Source organism: Pseudonocardia sp. NPDC049154, assembly GCF_040648315.1.
Lineage (GTDB): Bacteria > Actinomycetota > Actinomycetes > Mycobacteriales > Pseudonocardiaceae > Pseudonocardia.
The window spans coordinates 1-16,735 of sequence record NZ_JBEZDN010000049.1 but is presented as its reverse complement, the minus strand read 5'-3'; the positions used below and the strand labels follow the sequence as shown (position 1 = coordinate 16,735).

The window sequence follows — 16,735 nt, the reverse complement described above, 5'->3', positions numbered from 1 at the left end:
ATCGAGACCGGCCCGGCCGGCAGGCTTCCAGAGGGTCTGCGGCTTCGTTGACCCGGTAGTCGTCCTCCCACAACGTGACCAGCCTCGGCCGCCCCGAGCGGTTCGCCCTCGACCCTCCCCACCCGTGTCGATCGATCGTGAAGTGTCACGAAGGACGAGCGTGACGGTCCCGTCCGGTCTCCACCGACCCCAGTCGTCCGGTGCAGTCCCGGAACCCGCCGTGTCGTCGTCGCACAGCAGTCGGATGCCGAAGGCCCGCGCGTCGGCGCCGCCGACGATGGACCCCGTGGTCGACCGGCTGCGTTCGGCGGTCCCGCCGCAGGTCGGGGCGAGCAGGCCGAGGCAGCGGCCGAGGTGCTCGACGGCCTTCGCCGCCTCGTTGTCCCTCCCGTGCACGACGGCGTCGTGCCGGAGATCGGCGGCCTGCTTCCACAGCGTCGCGAGACGCTGCTCCCCATCATCGGTCCCCGCCTCGGGGTCCGGTCACCCGCCCACCGCGACGGTCTGGGATCGGGTCGCGCCCCAGTTGTGCAGCACGGCGGTGTGCAGCCCGCCCATGCCGCCCGCGGTGAGCACCAGCACGTCCGACGGCTCGGGGGTCAGCGGCACCCGCCCGTCGGCCCGGACCCGGCCCGCCCGCTCGATCAGTGGCCGGTGCGGCTCCGGAAACCAGTCCAGCGGCAGGGTCGCGTACTCCCACAGGGCGGCCGCGAGCTCCGCGGCGTCGGTGAACCGGCGCCCGATGATCTCCGCCCACACCGGGTTGAAGGCCACCAGCACCTCGGAGAACACCGAGCCCGTGAGGAACCCGTTGGCGCCCATGTACGGCAGGGACTTGCCGACGAACTCGACCATCTCCGCGGGCGTGGCCGCGGTGAGGTCGCAGATGTTGACCGTGCCCATCGCCCCGAACGCCGTGACGGCGTCCCCGGGCATCCCGCGACGGGTGGCGAGCGCGGGCCAGGGGGAGCGCTCCTCCCACTCGCCGAACACGATCCCGGACACCCGTCCCGGCGTGCCGAAGGTGCTCTGTGAGGTCTGCCCGATCACCTGGCCCGCCACGTTGCGCATGACCAGGCGCAGCGCGCGCCCGATCGACGGTGCCCCGCCGACCGCGCCGCCGAGGCAGCCCGCGCCGAACGCGATGTCGAGGGCGTGCCGCTGCGGTCCGTTGACGACCAGCGCGGGCACCACCGAGCCGGTGGTGGCGTTGAGCCCGTGCAGGTCGAAGGCCGGGGCGGACATCGCCCGCAGCGCGCTGACCAGCAGCGGCAGCGACCCCGCCGGGGCGCCGGTCATCACGGCGTTGGCCGCCACCCGGCCCACCGTCACCGGTGCGCCCGACGGCGGCAGCTCGGCCACCACCTCGTCCGGGTCCGCGCCGGTGGCGGCCAGGAACGTCGCCACCCGCTCCTCGGTCGGGGGCAGCAGCGGCAGCCCGTCGGACCATCCCTCGCGCTGGGCGAACTCGTGGAACTCATGCGGGTCTGCGGGGATCCGGGTCAGCTCGGAGACGGCCACCTCAGGCCACCGCCGCCACGGTCGACACGCCCAGGCGCTCGAGCAGGCCGGGCAGCAGGTCGCGGGCGATCGCCCGGACCTCGTCCTCGGGCCGGACGTCGAGCGGGTAGGGCAGCACGTGCAGGCGCAGCCCGGAGCGCCCGTAGTGGGCGGCGAGGGTGTGCGCGAGCTGCTCGAAGTGGGCGGTGCTCACCGCGACGGTGGGCAGCCCGGTGCCGAGCGCGGCCACGGCGTCCTTGATCGTCCAGGACGTGCAGGAGCCGCAGTTGGCGAGCCCGGAGACCGCGACGTCGATCCCGTCGAGGAACGCCGCGAACTCCTCGGCCTGCCGGGCCCCCTCCGCTCGGTCCGAACCCTGCGCCCGCCGCCAGGTGACGACCTCGGCGCCGGCGGCGCGCAGTGGCCCGGTCCACTCGTCCACCACCCAGTCCCAGGAGCGCCACAGCACATCGACCCGGAACCCGATCCGCTTGCCCGCCAGAGACCCCGCGTCGGGGCCGGGGCTCGGGTCATCGACGGCGGCGGCCGCGGTCGGGTCGACGACGGTGAGCCACCCGTCGGCGGGGACCGGGGTGGCTGCGTCCCCCGCCTGCTCGGCGCGCGGGTCGTCCACGACCACCCGGTATCCGCCGGGTGCCTTGCGGTGCAGGGCCGACTCGGCCATGGCCCGCAGCGGTTCGGGCGGGAGCACGCAGTCCGCGCAGCCCGCCGACTCGAGGCTCAGCTCGAGGACGACGGTCTGGTGGCGGACGTCGACCGAGGCGAGGCGCAGGTCGGCACCGTCCCCGCCGACCGCCTCCCGCAGCTCGGCCGCCGCGGCGGCGATCCGTGTGATGTCCATCGTTACGTTTTACATGTAGATGCTAGGGTTCGGCCATGGGTGGTTCGGTGGACGGTGCGCGGCTCGCCCCGGTGGAGGCGGGTGACCTGCTGCTCTCGCGGGTGGTCGACAGGCTTCGCGAGGCGATCCTGCGCGGCGACTTCGCGCCGGGGGACAAGCTGAGCGTGCCCGATCTCGCACGCACGCTGCAGACCAGTCGCACTCCGGTGCGCGAGGCGCTCTACGCGCTGGAGCGCTCCGGCCTGGTCGTGATGCGGCCGCGGCGGGGGGCCGTAGTGTTCGGCGGCGGGCCCACCGAGCTGCGCCACCTCTTCGAGGTCCGCGAGGGGCTCGACGGGATGGCCGCCCGGCTCGCGGCCGAGCGGATGACCGAGGCCGAGCGGGCCGCCCTGCGGGAGGTCTGGCAGCGCCACGACGCCGCACTGGCGGCCCGGGACCTGGCCGAGCACGTGACCCTCGACGTCCGGTTCCACGACCTGGTCCGGGACGGGGCGCACAATCCCGTGCTGAGCGAGAGCCTGGCCCGGCTGCGCGACCAGATGACCTTGATCGTCCGGTCGTGGTCGGGGAGCCCCGGCGCGCTCGGCCGGCGGACCCGGGCCGATCACCGGGCGCTGGCCGAGGCGGTGCTGGCCGGAGACGCGGAGCACAGCGAGGCCACCGCCCGCGAGCATGTCCGCAACGTCGCCGCCTTCGTGCTGCGCACCGAGCTGCCCGGCGCTGCGGCACCCTCCGCGTCCGCCTGACCTTCACCTTGGGAGGACCTTCATGACGGACTCGCTGCCGTTGGCCGGGCTGCGCGTGCTCGAGCTCGCGACGCTCTACGCCGCGCCGCTCGCCGGCACCATGCTGGCGGACTTCGGCGCCGACGTGCTCAAGGTCGAGCCGCCGACGGGCGACCTCTTCCGCGACACCCCGATGTGGCCGCTGGTCGCCCGCGGCAAGCGCTCGGTCCGGATCGACGTCCGGGAGGCTGCGGGTCAGCAGACCGTGCGGGAGCTGGCCCGCGACGTCGACGTGCTGGTGGAGAACGTGCCCGCGAAGGTCATGCGCCGCTGGGGACTGTCCTACGAGGACCTGCACCGGGAGAACCCGGACCTGATCGTGGTGAGCGTGAGCTGCTTCGGGGCCGGCGGCCCGCACGCGGACCGGCCCGGCTCGGGAACACTCGCCGAGTCGTTCGGCGGACTCACCCACCTCACCGGGGAGCCGGACGGGCCGCCGATGCTGCCGTCGATCCCCCTCGGGGACGCGGTCAACGCGATGTCCGCGGTGATCGGGATCCTTGTCGCGAGCCGGGCCAAGGACCACGGGGTGGCCCGCGGCCAGCACGTCGACCTGGCGATGTACGAGCCGATCCTGCAGCTGGTCGGGCCCGCCGTGGGCGCCTACGTGCCCGGTGGTCCGGCGCCGCGGCGCACCGGCAGCAGGCTGGCCGCCCCGGTCTCCGTGCGGAACGTCTTCGCCACCGCGGACGGCGGCTGGGTCACGATCTCGTGCAGCACCGAGCGGCACCACCGCGAGCTGGTCGAGACCGTCGGCGGGACCGCGGACACCCCGCTGCCCGAGGCGGACCGGCTGACCGCCGAGTGGATCGCGGCCCGGGGGACCGGGGAGGTCGTCGACATGCTCGTGGCCAAGCGGATCCCCGGCGTGCCGGTCAACGACCTCGCGGCGCTGGCCGCGGACGAACACGTGCGGGCGCGCGGCAGCCTGGTCGAGATCGGCTCCGGCTACGGGGTGGCGCCGGTGCCGCGGCTGTCCGAGACCCCGGGGCGGGTCCGCTCGGCGGGCCCCGGGCTCGGCGAGCACGACGAGGAGGTCCTCGGCGCCCGCGTGGGCTGAGGGCGCGGGGACGGCTCAGGCGTGCGCGGCGAGCTGCTCTCGGGCGAGCTCGGCGAAGCGGGGGACCCGCTCGCGCAGGTGGTCGAAGTCGACCGCGGTGTCGCCCATCCGGCCCTCGGTGTAGCGGCGCAGCATCCCCTCGGCGATGACGGCGGTGCGCCACAGCGACAGCGCGCGGTAGTAGGGGAGGTCGGACACGTCTCGCCCGCTGCGGGCGGCGTACCGCTCCACCAGTGCGGCCCGGGAGGGGAACCCGCCGGCGCGGGTCGGGGGGTCGGCCATCCAGACCGTTCGGCCACCCTCGTCGGGTTCCTCCCAGTTGCCGAGCAGGAAGGCCAGGTCGGCCAGCGGCTCGCCGTGTGTGGCGAGCTCCCAGTCGAGGACGGCGAGGATCCGCCCGGCACCGTCCACCATCACGTTGCCGAGCCGGTAGTCCCCGTGCACCAGCCCGGGTGCCGCGGCCTGCGGCCGGCCGCGTTCGAGCCGCTCCCGCACCTCGTCGACGATGGCCAGCGGCCGGGTGCGGGTGCGCTCCCAGAGCGTGCCCATCCGGCGCAGCTGCCGCGTCGCGTAGGACTCCGGGCGCAGCAGCTCCCCGAGCCCGACGGCGTGCACGTCCACCGCGTGCAGCGCCACCAGGACGTCGACGAGCTGCTCGGCGGCGGTAATCCGGGCGGGTCCGGCGAGCACCGCGTCGGCGTCGGCCGGGGTCTCGACGACGTGGCCGTCGACCCAGCCCGACACCCCGAACGGGACGCCCAGGACCTCGTCGTGCGTGCACACCCCGAGCAGCGGCGCGACGGGCACGCCGGCCCCGGCGAGGGCCCCGGCGATCCGGTGCTCGCGCACCACGTCGTGGATGCCCGCGGCCCCCTCGGGCGGCCTGCGGAGCACGAACCGGCGACCCGCCGCGTCCGTCACGCGGTAGGTGAGGTTGGAGTGCCCGCCGCTGAGCAGGTCGAGGGTGAGCGGCGGGGTGATCGAGGGATCGGCGGCGGTGAACCACGCCGCCAGGGCCCGGTCGTCCATCTCAGTCCTCCTGGCCGACCGGAACCCCGTCGCGCATGAGGTCGTGGTACTCGCAGTGCCCCTCTCCGGTCCGGCCGTCCTGCCAGGTCCAGGTGGTGGGGGACTTGACGATTCGCAGCAGCGTCGGGTCGCCCTGGGCGTCACGGCCGCGGTGGCGGACGGGCAGCCAGTTCTGCGGGACGCCGTGCGCCCGCCAGGTGCGCTCCCCGCTGCGGATCTCCAGGCCGACCTTCTGCAGCGGGTACCAGGGCTCGCCGCCGTAGGTGCTGTCCAGGACGAAGTCGTCGACGAGGTGGAACCGGCCCTCGTCCCACACGAAACCGCTGCGCGTGCGCTTGGTCGGGCCGACCGCCCGGACCAGCATGAACCCGGTGTCGTCGGTGACCGAGCAGATCAGCCAGCGCAGCCAGATCTTCGCGTGCCAGTTCCGCGGGCCCCACGAGTGGTCCTTCCCGCCCCGGCCGTCGATCTCAAAGGTCGTCTCGCCGATCCTGATCCGACCGGACGTGCGGGCTAGGTGCTGGTAGTGGAAATCCGCCTGGCCGGGCAGGAAGATCTTGTCGATGTGGTCCTGGTCGAAGCCCATCACCGACTCCAGGCCCTCGGACACCGAGGTCAGCTCCACGTCGCAGTGCGCGCGGCGGGCGGTCTTGAAGGCCGTGCCGGGCTCGGTGAGCGACCACGGGTCGTCGAGCAGCAGGACCTCGCCGGAGTAGCGCAGCGTGCTCCGCCGCCAGGGCTCGTCGACGACCCACTCCAGACCGCCCGCGCCGAGCCCGTTCGCGCTGATCTCGGCCCGCTCGAAGAAGAAGGCCACCCGGCCGTCGGGAAGGTAGACGCAGGCGGACATCTCGGCGTGCCGTTCGTTGGGCCGACAGCCCAGCCGGAACCAGCCGCCGACGCCGGTGCGGGAGTCCCACACGTCGACGTAGCGGCTCTCGTTCCAGTTCTCCGCGGGGCCGGTCTCGTGCAGGTGCTCGTCGGGATCGGTGAGCAGGTGTCCCATGGGGTCTCCTCAGAAGACGCCGAAGCCGCCGTCGATGCGGAAGGTGTCCCCGGTGTGGAAGGACGAGAGGGGGCTGGCGAGGTAGATCGCGATGCCCGCCCAGTCCTCCGGCTCGCCCCAGCGCCGCACCGGGATCCGGGACTTGATCCGGTCCGAGACGGCGGGGTTCTCGAGCCAGGCGTCGAACAGCGGGGAGCGGGTCCACCCGGGCAGCAGGGTGTTGGACCGGATCCCGTACTTGCCGAACTCCACGGCGAGCGAGCGGGACAGCGCGGTCAAGCCGCCCTTGGCGGCGGCGTAGGCCTCCTCGCGCGGCGCACCGAAGATCGCCGCCAGGCTGGCGGTGAGCACGATGCTGCCGCCGGTGCCCTGCGCCTTGAGCAGGCGGGCCGCCTCACGGGTGGTGAGGTAGGCGCCGTCGAGGTCGACGCGCATCAGGGCCCGCCAGTCCTCCAGGGTGGACTCCAGGTAGGGCGGGTTGTCCATGGCGCCCGCGAGCGCGGCGTTGGCGAAGCAGGAGTCCAACCTGCCGAACTCCGCCTCCAGCCGGGCGAAACCCTCAACGACCTGCTCCTCCTCGGCCACGTCCACCCGGTGCGCCACCACCCGGTGGCCGTGCGCCTCCAGCTGCGCCACGGCCGCCGCGTTCTTCTCCGGGTTGCGCCCCCACAGGCACACGTCCGCGCCCGCGCGGGCCAGTCCGTCCGCCATGCCGAGCCCGATGCCGGAGTTCCCTCCCGTGACGAGCGCGACGTGTCCGGTCAGGTCCATGGGGTGGCGGTAAGAGTCAGACGTCACAATTAATCATTAACATTCTCTATCTATTTCGGCAAGGGTCTCGGACTCGACACCTCGTGCCCGTCGCCCCCCGCCGGGTGCTCGCCGGCGGGTGGGTCGGGCCCCGCTCGGCGATCGCGGGCGCCCGCGGCGTCAGGCCGACTCCTCGTGCAGTCGGCCGGCCCGGGTGGTCACTCGACGGGCCAGGCTCTCGACCGCTGCCCACAGCTGCTCGCGGGTGTGGGCGAAGTTGTGCATGTGCGCCATCCGCGGCACCACCTCCACCTGCACGTCCGGGCTGGAGCGGTACGCGGTCGGCTCGGCCGCGGGGTCGGGGACGACATCGCGCTCACCGCAGGCCACCAGGACGGGGACGTCGACGGCCGCGGCCTCGTCGGCCACCGCTCCTGGTGTCATCATCGTGATCGCGCACGCCGGCGCCGTGGCGCTGCCCCACGGCGTGCGCTCGTCCCCGCGGACCAGCCCGGTGTAGGGCCTGAACGACTCGATGTCGGGGTCGACCAGCACGGGCTCCTCGTCCGGCCAGTGGAAGCAGTAGCGGGACTGCTCCGGTTCGGGCCCGATCTTGCCCAGCACGGTGGCCGCGAGCGCTATCGCAGCGTGAAGCCTTCGTAGCCGTTCGCGGCGACCCGGTCCGCCGCGCTCGTGTAACGGGCCATGCCACCGACGTAGGGCAGGAAGACCCGCTCCCCGCCGGGCGTCACCTGCACCATGTAGTTCGGGACCTGCCTGCGCAGCAACGGTTCCGCCATCTCCGCGACGTGCGCGGTCCACTCCGCGGCGGCCTCCGGGGTGGCCTCCACCGTCCGCAGGCCACGGGCGTCGAGGTGGGCGATGCAGTCGCCGATCCAGTCCATGGCGTACTCGTTCTGCACGAACAGGTTGGCCAGGACCGACGGGCTGCCGACCCCGGTCGGGGTGAACAGGTTCGGGAAGCCGGGGGTCATGAGCCCGAGCAGGGTCCGTGGCCCCTCGGCCCAGCCGTCGGTGGGGGACGCGCCGTGCTCGTTCCGCACGCCGACGGAGTCGACCGCCCCCCGAAAGGCGTGGAACCCCAGGGCGAAGACCACGAGATCGAGCCCGTGATGTCCCTGCTCGGTGCGGATCCCGGTCTCGGTGAACTCGACGATCGGGTCCTCGGTCACGTCGACGAGCGTGACGTGGTCCCGGGCGAAGGTCTGGTAGTAGCCGGTGTCCAGGGCCAGTCGCCGGGTGCCGATCGGGTAGCGGTCCGGCACGAGCCTGCGGGCGGTGTCGGGGTCCTCGACGAGCAGACGCACCTTCTCGCGCACGAACTCCGCCACGACGTCGTTGGCCGCGCGGTCGACCGCCTGGTCGGTGAACAGGAACACCATGCCCTGGCCGCCCTCCTCCCACTGGCGCTCCAGGAGCGCGCGCCGCGCGGCCGCGTCGTAGTCGCCGGTGGGACGGGTGGCGACCGGGATGGTGCTGCCGCCGGGGGTGTGCCGGGTCAGGTGCTCGCGCTCGGCGGCGAGGTCAGCGCCGATCCGGCGGACCAGGCCCGCGTCGAGTCCGCGGTTACGGGCGGGCACGACGTAGTTCGGCGTCCGCTGGAACACGACGAGCTCGCGCGCCTCCTGCGCGAGCACCGGGATCGCCTGCACTCCGGACGATCCGGTGCCGATGACGCCGATCCGCCGGTCCGCCAGTGCGACCTCGCGCTCCGGCCAGTGGCTGGTGCGGACCCACTCGCCGCGGAACCTCTCGAGCCCGGGGAAGTCCGGGGTGCGTGCCGCCGACAGCTGGCCGGTGGCGAGCACCAGGAACCGGCACCGCACGGACGATCCGGTGCTGGTGGAGACGTGGTAGCGGGCGATCTCCGGGTCCCACTGCGCGCCGGTCACCCAGGTGTGGAAGCGGAACAGTCCGCGCAGGTCCAGGGTGTCCGCGACGAAGTTCAGGTAGGCCTCGAGCTCGGGCTGCGCCGCGAACCGCTCCGACCACGTCCACTTCTCCCAGAGCTCCGAGGAGAAGTGGTAGCAGTAGTCCGTGCTGTCCACGTCCACCCGGGCACCGGGATAGCGGTTGTGCCGCCAGACCCCGCCGACCCCGCCGGCGCCCTCGATCCCGAGCACCGACAGGCCCTGCTCGCGGAACCGGTGGACGCCGTAGAGCCCGCCGATCCCGGCACCGACCACCAGCACGTCGGTCTCGATGCTGACGTCGGTCACCGGGCCACCTTCGCCGCGTAGTCCCGGCCCGCGGCCTCGATGGACTCCCGCTGCTCCCGCAGCCGCTCCTCGCGGGTGGCGACCACCCGCTCGCGGGACCGGTCCAAGGCATCCCACGAGCCCTGGAAGTGCGGCATCACCTCGCGGGAGAACAGCTCCAGCCCACGGTGCAGCGCCTCCGGGGTGGTCCAGTCGGTGCCGAGGTAGAGCAGCGCGCTGCCGAACCCGCCGGTCTCGGCCTGCAGCGCCTCGATCATGGCGATCGCGTCGTCGGGGGTGCCGATGCAGGCGATCCGGGTGCCGCCGAAGCCGTCGACCAGCTCGTCGATCGTCGGGGGCGCGGTGGGGGCGGGATCGTCCGGGTCCGCCTCCATCCACTTCAACGTCCGTTCGGAGACCTGCGCGGAGTGTGCCGCGAACCCCGGCAGCCCGACGGCGACCTCCCGTCGTGCCTGGTCGCGGGTCTCGGCCACGTGGACCATCGTCACGATCCGCCAGTTCCGCCGGTCCACGGTCTGTCCGTGGGCGGCGGCCTGCTCCTCGACCACGCCCCAGTGCCGCCCCAACGCGGCGTACCCGGTCGCGCTCGTCGCGCTGAGCGAGAGCAGCCCGGCCCCGTAGCGCCCGGCCAGGCTCGGCCCGAAAGGCGACTCCATCGCCGTGAATGCGATCGGCAGCTCAGAAGAGTACGGCGCGAGCTGCAGCGCCGCGTCCCGCAGCTCGAACCAGTCGGTCTTGACCGTGAGCGGTTCGGGCGAGGTCAGCAGGTGGTGCACGGCCTCCCAGCTTTCCAGCATCCGGCGGCGGGTCTCGCCCCACGGCACGCCGATCATCGCGGCGTCGGTGGGCAGCGACCCGGGGCCGACGCCGAGCATCGACCGCCCCATCGACAGGTGGTCCAACAGCACGGCGCGCTCGGCCACGTGGAAGGGATGGTGGTAGGGCAACGACACCACGCCGGAGCCGAGCCGGATCCGGGTCGTGCGCTGCGCGGCCGCGGCGAGGAACACCTCGGTCGGCCCGACGATCTCAGAGCCCCCGGAGTGGTGCTCGCCGACCCACGCCTCCTCGAACCCGAGTGTCTCGGCGTAGGCGATCAGCTCGAGATCGCGCTGCAGGGAGCGGGTGGGGCTGCTCCGGACCTTGTGCATGGGCGGCACGAACAGGCCGAACCCGAGGCCGGGGGTGCGGGGTACGGGCATCAGGACTCCTCGGACTCGTCGGACCAGAACACCGACGGGACACCGCCGACCTCGCCGTGCGACAGCCCGCGGATGCCGGTCGGCTGCTGGCGCTTGCCGAGGTCCTCGGCGAAGGCGTCCGCGACGGCCTCGGCGGGCCAGGACTCGCGGGTGCTCAGTGGGAGCAGCACGCAGGGATGGGTCATCAGCGCGAGCTGGGTGCCCTCGATGCGGACGAGCTGGCCGGTCACGTCGGCGGCCCGGTCGGACAGCAGGAAGGCGACCGTGCCCGCGTTGGACTCGGCCTCGGGCTGGGTGCCCGGGTAGCTCGGGTGGCCATGGCTGGTCAGGTACTCGGCGGTGATGTCCGACATCCGCGTCCTGGCCTGCGGGGACACCGCGTTGACCCGCACGCCGTAGCCCGCGAGCTCCTGTGCCCAGGTGTAGGTCGCCGAGGCCACCGCGCCCTTGGTCGCGGCGTAGCCGCTCATCATCGGGATGCCGGCGTGGGCACCGGAGGTGACGTTGACGATCGCGCCGGATCCCTGCTCCCGCATCCGCTTCGCGGCGGCGCTCGCGCACAGGAAGGTCCCGACGACGTTGGTCTCCAGCAACAGCTGCAGCTCCTCGGGATCCAGCTCGAGGAGTGTGTTCATCCGGAACACGCCGGCGTTGTTGACCAGCCCGTCGATCCGGCCGTACTCGGCGACCGTGCGCTCCACCAGTCGTTCGACGTCGGTGGAGCGCCGGACATCGGCCTGCGCGGCCACGGCGGTGCCCCCGGCCGAGCTGATCGCCGCCGCGGTCTCCTCGGCGACCGTGGCGTCGAGGTCGTTGACCACCACGGACGCGCCCTGCCGGGCGCACTCCGTGGCGTAGGCGGCGCCCAGGCCGCGACCCGCGCCGGTCACCAGGATCGTCTTTCCTGCGAGCATGGAAGCTCCTCCGCCATCGTCGTCGAGTACGGGAGGTCGAGGCGAACCGGTCGATCCGGTAGCCCTTTTGCTGGCCTAACAGCGCGAGGAGACATGGGTCAACCGTCGGGCGTTCCGCGCCTGGTCAGCGCGTGGCGACATGCCCTTCGACGTGCGCCGTCTCGTCTACCGAACCGCCTTGGCGCGGACCGCGGAGTTCGGGGCCGTGACCTCCGGCGGGCATCTCGCATGTTGACAGAGGCTGTCAGAGCGTCTTAGCGTCGAATCATCGAGAGGTCACGGCTGTTTCTCGCCTTTCGTCCGATTCCGCACCGACGCGGGTCGGCGTGCCGTTCGAGAGGGCTCCACCCCATGTCGCTGAAGCCAGCGGTGGCCGACTTCCTGCGGCGCGTCGCGTCCACACCAACTCCCGACTACCGGTCCTTCGACGCCGAGCAGACCGCAGCGCATGTCGCGCGGATGCGGGCGGTCCCGCCGTCCGGCGCCCCTCCCGAGGAGGTCGCCCGGGTCGCCGAGTACCCCGTCGCGGGAATCCACGTCCGCGTGACCTGGCCGGACGGACCCGGCCCGCACCCGGTCGTCGTCTACCTGCACGGCGGCGGTTTCGTCACCGGTGACCTCGACATGCACGACTCGACCTGCCGCACCCTCACGAACCGGTGCGCCGCCGTCGTCGTCAACGTGGACTACCGGCTGGCGCCGGAGGCCCTGTTCCCCGCCGCGCTCGACGATGCCGCCGCGGTGCTGGACTGGGTCGTCACCGCGGCCGCCGAGCTGGAGATCGACCCGGAGCGCCTCGCCGTCGCCGGCAGCAGCGCGGGCGGGGCCCTCGCCGCCTCGCTGGCCCAACGCGCGCGGGACGCCGGCGGCCCCCGGATCGCCGCGCAGCTGCTCGTCTACCCCGTGCTCGACGACGCCCTGGACGCCTCGTCGTGGGACCGCTACGGCACCGGCCACCTCCTCGACCGGGAGCAGATGGCCTGGTTCTGGCGGTGCTACCTGGGGGACACCGCGCCCGGACCGTACGCCGTGCCCGCCCGGGCCGCGGACCTCTCCGGGCTGCCGCCCGCCGTCGTCGTGCTGCCGGAGTGTGACCCGCTGCGCGACGAGGGCCTCGCCTACGTCGAGCGGCTGGTGTCCGCGGGGGTTCCCGTCGACGTCGTGCACGTGCCGGGGCAGATCCACGGGTTCCTCGCGTTCGCCGGGGTCTTCCCCGACGCCGCCGACGCGCTCGACCGCGCCGCCGTCCTCTGCCGGTCCCGGCTCGCCGTGGCGCCCGTCGCGGCTGGGATCGAGTAGTGGTGGCGACCCCCGTGCCCGCGGTCGACCGCGCGGCACGCGCGCTGGCCCTACTCGCCGAACGCCCCGAGGAGGCGTGCTCGGTCACCGAGCTCGCCGCGCGGATCGGCATCCACAAGGGCACCTGCCACGCCATCCTCATGGCGCTGACCGACGCGGGCCTGGTCAACCGGGACCCCGCGACCCGCCGGTTCAGCCTGGGGACGGCGACGGTCGTCCTCGGCACCGCCGCCGCCGAGCGGTATCCCTGCACCCGGGTCGCCGTCCACGAGATGCACCTGCTGCACGCCCGGACCGGCATCACCGTGCTGCTGGTGTCCTCGGAGTCGCAGGAGATGGTCGTCGAGGCCGTGGTGGGGGAGGCCGCGGGCGTCGACGTGGGTCGGCCGCTGCCCGTCGTGCCGCCGATGGGGCTGGTGTTCCGGATGCTCGCCGAGTCCGACGAGCGCGAGGCCTGGCTGCACCGCATCGACTCGCCCGCGGTCGCCTCCTACACCCGCCGAGCGTTGGCGGCCGCCCGCGAGCAGGGGTACGCGATGGGTCTGGCCCGCCCGCCGCACGGCCAGCTCGGCGACCACCTCGACCGGATCGGCGCCTGCCCGGACCCGGGGGAGCGGGAGCGGCTGGCGGTGCGGCTTGCCGAGCTGATGCGCGTCGGCTACTACCCGACGACGGGGGTGGACGTGTCCGGCCGGGCGCAGTTCCTGACCGCCCCCGTGCACTGTCCCCACCGCACACGAGGCCCGCGGGGTGTCCGCTGCCCGCTGGCGATGACGCTGTTCGACCTCCCGCGGGACGTCCCCGCCGTGGAGGTGAGGCACTGGGGCCGCGAGCTGGTGGCGGCGGTCCGCCGCTCGGACCGCGCCACTGTTCCCGTACCGACCGAGCACCCAGGAGGGGTGGCATGACGAGTTCCGAGACCGAGGGTGCCGACGTCGGTGCCCGTGCCGACACCAGGGTCGGCCGGGTCACCCCGGTCGGCAGGCTCGACCGCCTCCCGGTGACCGGCAAGCACTTCCTGTGGATCTCCATCATCGGGTTCGCGTACCTGGTGGAGGCGTTCGACAACGTGGTGTTCAGCTACGTCGCCCCCGCGGTGCGGGCCGAGTGGGGGCTCAGCATCGCCGACGTCGGCGTCGTGACCTCCAGCATGTTCGTCGGGATGTTCCTGGGCGCCGTGGTCGGCGGGCGTCTCTCGGACCGGTTCGGCAGGCGCGCCATGCTGATCGGCAGCGCGCTCTTCTACTCGGCGGCGTCGCTGCTGTCCGCGGTCGCGCCGAACTTCGAGGTGCTGGTGGTGGGGCGGGTGCTGACCGGGGTCGGCATCCAGGCCGCCGCCGGTGTGATCATGGTGTTCGTCAGCGAGATGTTCCCGGCGGCCTCGCGCGGGCGGTTCTTCGCGCTGATGGGGTTCTTCGGGTTCGTCGCGCCGCTGCTCGGGTCGCTCGCGGCCCTGCTGATCGTGCCGACCGGTCCCAGCGCCTGGCGCTGGGTCTTCGCGCTGGGCGCGGCCGGGGTGATCGTGGCCGTCGCGACCTTGCTGTGGCTGCCGGAGTCGGTGCGCTGGCAGGTCGACCACGGTCGCGAGGAGGCCGCGGACCGGTTGGTGCGCGAGGTCGAGGTGCTCGCCGAGCGCAAGGGCCCGCTGGCCGAACCGCCGCCGAGCCCGCCGCCCGCCCTCGCGGCGTCGATGCGCGAGCTGTTCGCCCCGCTGTACCGGCGCAGGCTGGCCGTGCTCGGCGGCGCCTTTGCGATCTTCGTGTTCTGCCTGTTCGGGTACACCGCCTGGCTGCCGACCATGCTGGTCGAGCGGGGGATGACCCAGACCGAGGCGCTGAGCACCTCGACGATCATCACCTTCGCCGCGCTGTCCGCCGCGCTGATCCTGTTCCTGCTCGCGGACCGGGTCGAGCGCAAGACGATCCTGCTCGGCGCGGGCGTGGTGGCGGCGGTGGCGCTGCTCGTCTTCGGCATCACCACGTCGAACGCGCTGCTCATCGTGGCGGGTGTGGTCGCGAACATCTCCTTCTCCGTCTGCAGCGTCACCTTCTACACCTACCTGCCCGAGGTCTTCCCGACCCGCCTGCGTGGCGTCGGCTCCGGCGTGGTGGCGGGCATCGCCCGGATCGCCGGGATCGTGTCCGGCGTCGCCGTGGCGGCGATCTACACCGGATTCGGCGGGGTCACCCTGTTCGCGATCCTCGCCGGCGGCCTGCTGGTGATGGGCGCGATCGTCGCGGGCTTCGGCCCGCGCACCACCGGCCGTACCCTCGAGGAGATCACCAAGTCCTGACCGCGGGGTCGGACACGACGAGACGCCCGGCGCGGGATGCGCCGGGCGTCTCGTCGCGCGGACCGTCAGCCGGCGAACTTGTCCACGGTGGTCCCGACCCGGCGGCCCGCCCGTCGCGGGGATCGACCCGGTGATCGGGGACGCGCCGCCAGGCTGTCGCGAGCGCGGTGACCCGGTGGTGGAGCTCGTGGTAGGTGATCGTGGCGAACCGGGGCAGCAATCGCCTGGTCTCCTCCCCGGCGATCTCGTAGGCGCGCTCACCCAAGGCCGGGCGGTCGGCGTAGCCCTGCAGCATCGTGGCCGGGCGTCGGCGGGCTTGCGGAACGGGCAGAGAGCCGCCGGATCGGGGGACCGCTCGGCGAGCTCGCGGCGCCAGGGTCATGAACACCGGGTGAGGGTGAGCATGCCGTGCTCGGCGGACCAGATCGCGATGGCGACGGTCCGCGGGTCCCGCGCGGGCAGTGAGCCCGCGGCGACGCACGCCGCGACCGCGGCCCGCCAGTCGTCCCGCAGCCGATCCAGGGGATCCGGTTCGGGGTCGTCGTCGAGCCGGCGCGACGGGTGCGTGGCGAACATCAGCCGGGTCAGGCCGGGCCGCCGGTGCAGGAAGCCGGCGTAGGCGACGTCGAGGGCGCGCAGGCCCTCGAACGCGTCCCCGTCCGCAGTGGCCCGTTGCTCGCGCATGGTGGTGGCCAGGTGTCGAAGCCGATCCGCACCACCGTCGCGACCAGCTCCTCCTTGCTGCGGAGCTCCTCGACCGCCTTGGCGACGCCGCGGGCGTCGGCCGCCTCGAGCACGGCCCGCTGCTCGGGGTGCTGGGTCACGGTGAGCAGGGACAGGCCCAGCATGGTGGCCGTGGTGTCCTGGCCGCCCGCGGGCGGGGGCGGCGCGTGTTCCGACCCACGTTCCGGGCAGGGTGACGGCCGCGGGATTATTGGCTATATTAGTTATCTGTTTACGGAGAGCGGCGCGGCTTATGGGATCGCGCCCCCACGCAGGGCCGAGGATGCCGGTCCGGCAGGAGGTCGAAGAGGTCCGATGAACATCGTCGTGCTGGTCAAGCAGGTGCCGGACACCTACTCCGAGCGGAAACTGTCCTCGGGCGACCACACCCTGGACCGGGACGCCACGGACGCGGTGCTGGACGAGATCAACGAGCGCGCCATCGAGTCGGCGTTGCAGCTCAAGGAGGCCAATGACGGGTCCGAGGTGACCGTCGTGGCCATGGGCCCGGACCGGGCCACGGACGCGATCCGCAAGGCGCTGTCGATGGGTGCGGACAAGGCGGTGCACCTGTCGGACGAGGCGCTGCACGGCTCGTGCGCGATCCAGACGACCAAGGCGCTGGCCAAGGTGATCGGCACCCTGGGCGAGGTGGACCTGGTGCTGGCCGGGAACGAGGCCTCGGACGGGCGGATCGGGGCGATCCCGGCGATGGTGGCCGACGTGCTCGGGCTGCCGTCGCTGACCCACGCCCGGGAGCTGACCGTGGAGGGGTCGACGGTGACGGTGCGCCGGGAGACCGACGACGGGGTCACGGTGCTGTCGGCCGAGCTGCCCGCGGTGGTGTCGGTGAACGAGAAGATCAACGAGCCGCGGTACCCGTCGTTCAAGGGGATCATGGCGGCGAAGAAGAAGCCGGTCACCACCCTCACGCTCGCGGATGCCGGGATCGACGCCTCCGAGGTCGGGCTGGCCAGCGCCACCTCCACGGTGACCTCCTCGCAGCCCAAGCCGCCGAAGTCCGGTGGCGAGAAGGTCGAGGACGAGGGCGACGGCGGCGCGAAGATCGCGG

The 16,735-nt window shown here is 73.3% G+C and carries 17 protein-coding genes; 6 read left to right on the top strand and 11 right to left on the bottom strand.

Features of this window, described 5'->3' with window-relative positions; all coding sequences use genetic code 11:
- Positions 1–483: 483 nt before the first annotated feature.
- Together AB0B41_RS22470 and AB0B41_RS22465 are read right to left on the bottom strand one after the other, a co-directional pair.
- Positions 484–1,521, bottom strand: coding sequence for a hypothetical protein (locus AB0B41_RS22470; RefSeq protein WP_358206321.1), 1,038 nt, complete (start codon positions 1,519–1,521; stop codon positions 484–486).
- A 1-nt stretch (position 1,522) separates the two neighbouring features.
- The gene (locus AB0B41_RS22465; RefSeq protein ID WP_358206320.1) at positions 1,523–2,362 is read right to left on the bottom strand and encodes a hypothetical protein; all 840 of its coding nucleotides are present in this window, start codon (positions 2,360–2,362) and stop codon (positions 1,523–1,525) included.
- A gap of 35 nt (positions 2,363–2,397) precedes the next feature.
- Here AB0B41_RS22465 and AB0B41_RS22460 point away from each other — a divergent pair, with 35 nt between their 5' ends.
- Together AB0B41_RS22460 and AB0B41_RS22455 are read left to right on the top strand one after the other, a co-directional pair.
- Positions 2,398–3,108 carry a GntR family transcriptional regulator gene (locus tag AB0B41_RS22460; RefSeq protein WP_358206318.1) on the top strand — a complete coding sequence of 237 codons (711 nt, stop codon included), beginning with the start codon at positions 2,398–2,400 and terminating at the stop codon, positions 3,106–3,108.
- Positions 3,109–3,130: 22 nt separating this feature from the next.
- Positions 3,131–4,207, top strand: a complete 1,077-nt coding sequence (locus AB0B41_RS22455; RefSeq protein ID WP_358206316.1) for a CoA transferase — start codon at positions 3,131–3,133, stop codon at positions 4,205–4,207.
- A 15-nt stretch (positions 4,208–4,222) separates the two neighbouring features.
- Here the strand turns inward: AB0B41_RS22455 and AB0B41_RS22450 are convergent, their stop codons facing one another.
- The 7 genes from AB0B41_RS22450 to AB0B41_RS22420 form a co-directional block, all read right to left on the bottom strand.
- On the bottom strand, positions 4,223–5,236 hold the full coding sequence (locus tag AB0B41_RS22450; RefSeq protein WP_358206314.1) for a phosphotransferase family protein: 1,014 nt from the start codon (positions 5,234–5,236) through the stop codon (positions 4,223–4,225).
- Position 5,237: 1 nt separating this feature from the next.
- Positions 5,238–6,242 carry a hypothetical protein gene (locus tag AB0B41_RS22445; RefSeq protein ID WP_358206312.1) on the bottom strand — a complete coding sequence of 335 codons (1,005 nt, stop codon included), beginning with the start codon at positions 6,240–6,242 and terminating at the stop codon, positions 5,238–5,240.
- A gap of 9 nt (positions 6,243–6,251) precedes the next feature.
- Positions 6,252–7,013 carry an SDR family oxidoreductase gene (locus AB0B41_RS22440; protein WP_358206310.1) on the bottom strand — a complete coding sequence of 254 codons (762 nt, stop codon included), beginning with the start codon at positions 7,011–7,013 and terminating at the stop codon, positions 6,252–6,254.
- Positions 7,014–7,172: 159 nt separating this feature from the next.
- On the bottom strand, positions 7,173–7,616 hold the full coding sequence (locus tag AB0B41_RS22435) for a hypothetical protein (RefSeq protein ID WP_358206308.1): 444 nt from the start codon (positions 7,614–7,616) through the stop codon (positions 7,173–7,175).
- Positions 7,617–7,630: 14 nt separating this feature from the next.
- Positions 7,631–9,232, bottom strand: coding sequence for an NAD(P)/FAD-dependent oxidoreductase (locus tag AB0B41_RS22430; RefSeq protein WP_358206306.1), 1,602 nt, complete (start codon positions 9,230–9,232; stop codon positions 7,631–7,633).
- Positions 9,229–10,434, bottom strand: a complete 1,206-nt coding sequence (locus AB0B41_RS22425) for an LLM class flavin-dependent oxidoreductase (RefSeq protein ID WP_358206304.1) — start codon at positions 10,432–10,434, stop codon at positions 9,229–9,231. Before AB0B41_RS22425 ends, AB0B41_RS22430 begins: the two co-directional genes overlap by 4 nt.
- Positions 10,434–11,348 (bottom strand): SDR family NAD(P)-dependent oxidoreductase, encoded by a 915-nt coding sequence (locus tag AB0B41_RS22420; RefSeq protein ID WP_358206302.1) that lies wholly within the window; start codon positions 11,346–11,348, stop codon positions 10,434–10,436. Before AB0B41_RS22420 ends, AB0B41_RS22425 begins: the two co-directional genes overlap by 1 nt.
- Positions 11,349–11,699: 351 nt before the next feature.
- Here AB0B41_RS22420 and AB0B41_RS22415 point away from each other — a divergent pair, with 351 nt between their 5' ends.
- From AB0B41_RS22415 to AB0B41_RS22405, 3 genes are read left to right on the top strand one after another with little or no spacing between them, the layout of a single operon-like run.
- Positions 11,700–12,647, top strand: coding sequence for an alpha/beta hydrolase (locus tag AB0B41_RS22415; RefSeq protein WP_358206300.1), 948 nt, complete (start codon positions 11,700–11,702; stop codon positions 12,645–12,647).
- Between the two features lie 2 nt (positions 12,648–12,649).
- Positions 12,650–13,555: a helix-turn-helix domain-containing protein gene (locus tag AB0B41_RS22410; protein ID WP_358206298.1), complete on the top strand. Its 906-nt coding sequence runs from the start codon at positions 12,650–12,652 to the stop codon at positions 13,553–13,555.
- Positions 13,552–14,940 (top strand): MFS transporter, encoded by a 1,389-nt coding sequence (locus AB0B41_RS22405; RefSeq protein ID WP_358206296.1) that lies wholly within the window; start codon positions 13,552–13,554, stop codon positions 14,938–14,940. Before AB0B41_RS22410 ends, AB0B41_RS22405 begins: the two co-directional genes overlap by 4 nt.
- Positions 14,941–15,318: 378 nt before the next feature.
- On the opposite strand, the gene AB0B41_RS22400 is transcribed toward AB0B41_RS22405, so the two are convergent.
- Together AB0B41_RS22400 and AB0B41_RS22395 are read right to left on the bottom strand one after the other, a co-directional pair.
- The gene (locus AB0B41_RS22400; protein WP_358206294.1) at positions 15,319–15,624 is read right to left on the bottom strand and encodes a WHG domain-containing protein; all 306 of its coding nucleotides are present in this window, start codon (positions 15,622–15,624) and stop codon (positions 15,319–15,321) included.
- Positions 15,525–15,788, bottom strand: coding sequence for a hypothetical protein (locus AB0B41_RS22395; protein ID WP_358206292.1), 264 nt, complete (start codon positions 15,786–15,788; stop codon positions 15,525–15,527). The genes AB0B41_RS22400 and AB0B41_RS22395 overlap by 100 nt, the downstream gene beginning before the upstream one ends.
- Positions 15,789–15,978: 190 nt before the next feature.
- Here AB0B41_RS22395 and AB0B41_RS22390 point away from each other — a divergent pair.
- A partial coding sequence (locus tag AB0B41_RS22390; RefSeq protein ID WP_358206290.1) for an electron transfer flavoprotein subunit beta/FixA family protein occupies positions 15,979–16,735 on the top strand: 757 nt, incomplete at its 3' end.

Excerpts from the sequence above, each read along its gene's own strand:
- AB0B41_RS22465 (WP_358206320.1), bottom strand. The coding sequence starts at position 2,362 with ATGGACATCACACGGATCGCCGCCGCGGCGGCCGAGCTGCGGGAGGCG.
- AB0B41_RS22460 (WP_358206318.1), top strand. The coding sequence starts at position 2,398 with ATGGGTGGTTCGGTGGACGGTGCGCGGCTCGCCCCGGTGGAGGCGGGT.
- AB0B41_RS22400 (WP_358206294.1), bottom strand. The coding sequence starts at position 15,624 with ATGCGCGAGCAACGGGCCACTGCGGACGGGGACGCGTTCGAGGGCCTG.
- AB0B41_RS22425 (WP_358206304.1), bottom strand. The coding sequence starts at position 10,434 with ATGCCCGTACCCCGCACCCCCGGCCTCGGGTTCGGCCTGTTCGTGCCG.
- AB0B41_RS22445 (WP_358206312.1), bottom strand. The coding sequence starts at position 6,242 with ATGGGACACCTGCTCACCGATCCCGACGAGCACCTGCACGAGACCGGC.
- AB0B41_RS22450 (WP_358206314.1), bottom strand. The coding sequence starts at position 5,236 with ATGGACGACCGGGCCCTGGCGGCGTGGTTCACCGCCGCCGATCCCTCG.
- AB0B41_RS22455 (WP_358206316.1), top strand. The coding sequence starts at position 3,131 with ATGACGGACTCGCTGCCGTTGGCCGGGCTGCGCGTGCTCGAGCTCGCG.
- AB0B41_RS22405 (WP_358206296.1), top strand. The coding sequence starts at position 13,552 with ATGACGAGTTCCGAGACCGAGGGTGCCGACGTCGGTGCCCGTGCCGAC.
- AB0B41_RS22415 (WP_358206300.1), top strand. The coding sequence starts at position 11,700 with ATGTCGCTGAAGCCAGCGGTGGCCGACTTCCTGCGGCGCGTCGCGTCC.
- AB0B41_RS22440 (WP_358206310.1), bottom strand. The coding sequence starts at position 7,013 with ATGGACCTGACCGGACACGTCGCGCTCGTCACGGGAGGGAACTCCGGC.
- AB0B41_RS22420 (WP_358206302.1), bottom strand. The coding sequence starts at position 11,348 with ATGCTCGCAGGAAAGACGATCCTGGTGACCGGCGCGGGTCGCGGCCTG.
- AB0B41_RS22395 (WP_358206292.1), bottom strand. The coding sequence starts at position 15,788 with ATGCTGGGCCTGTCCCTGCTCACCGTGACCCAGCACCCCGAGCAGCGG.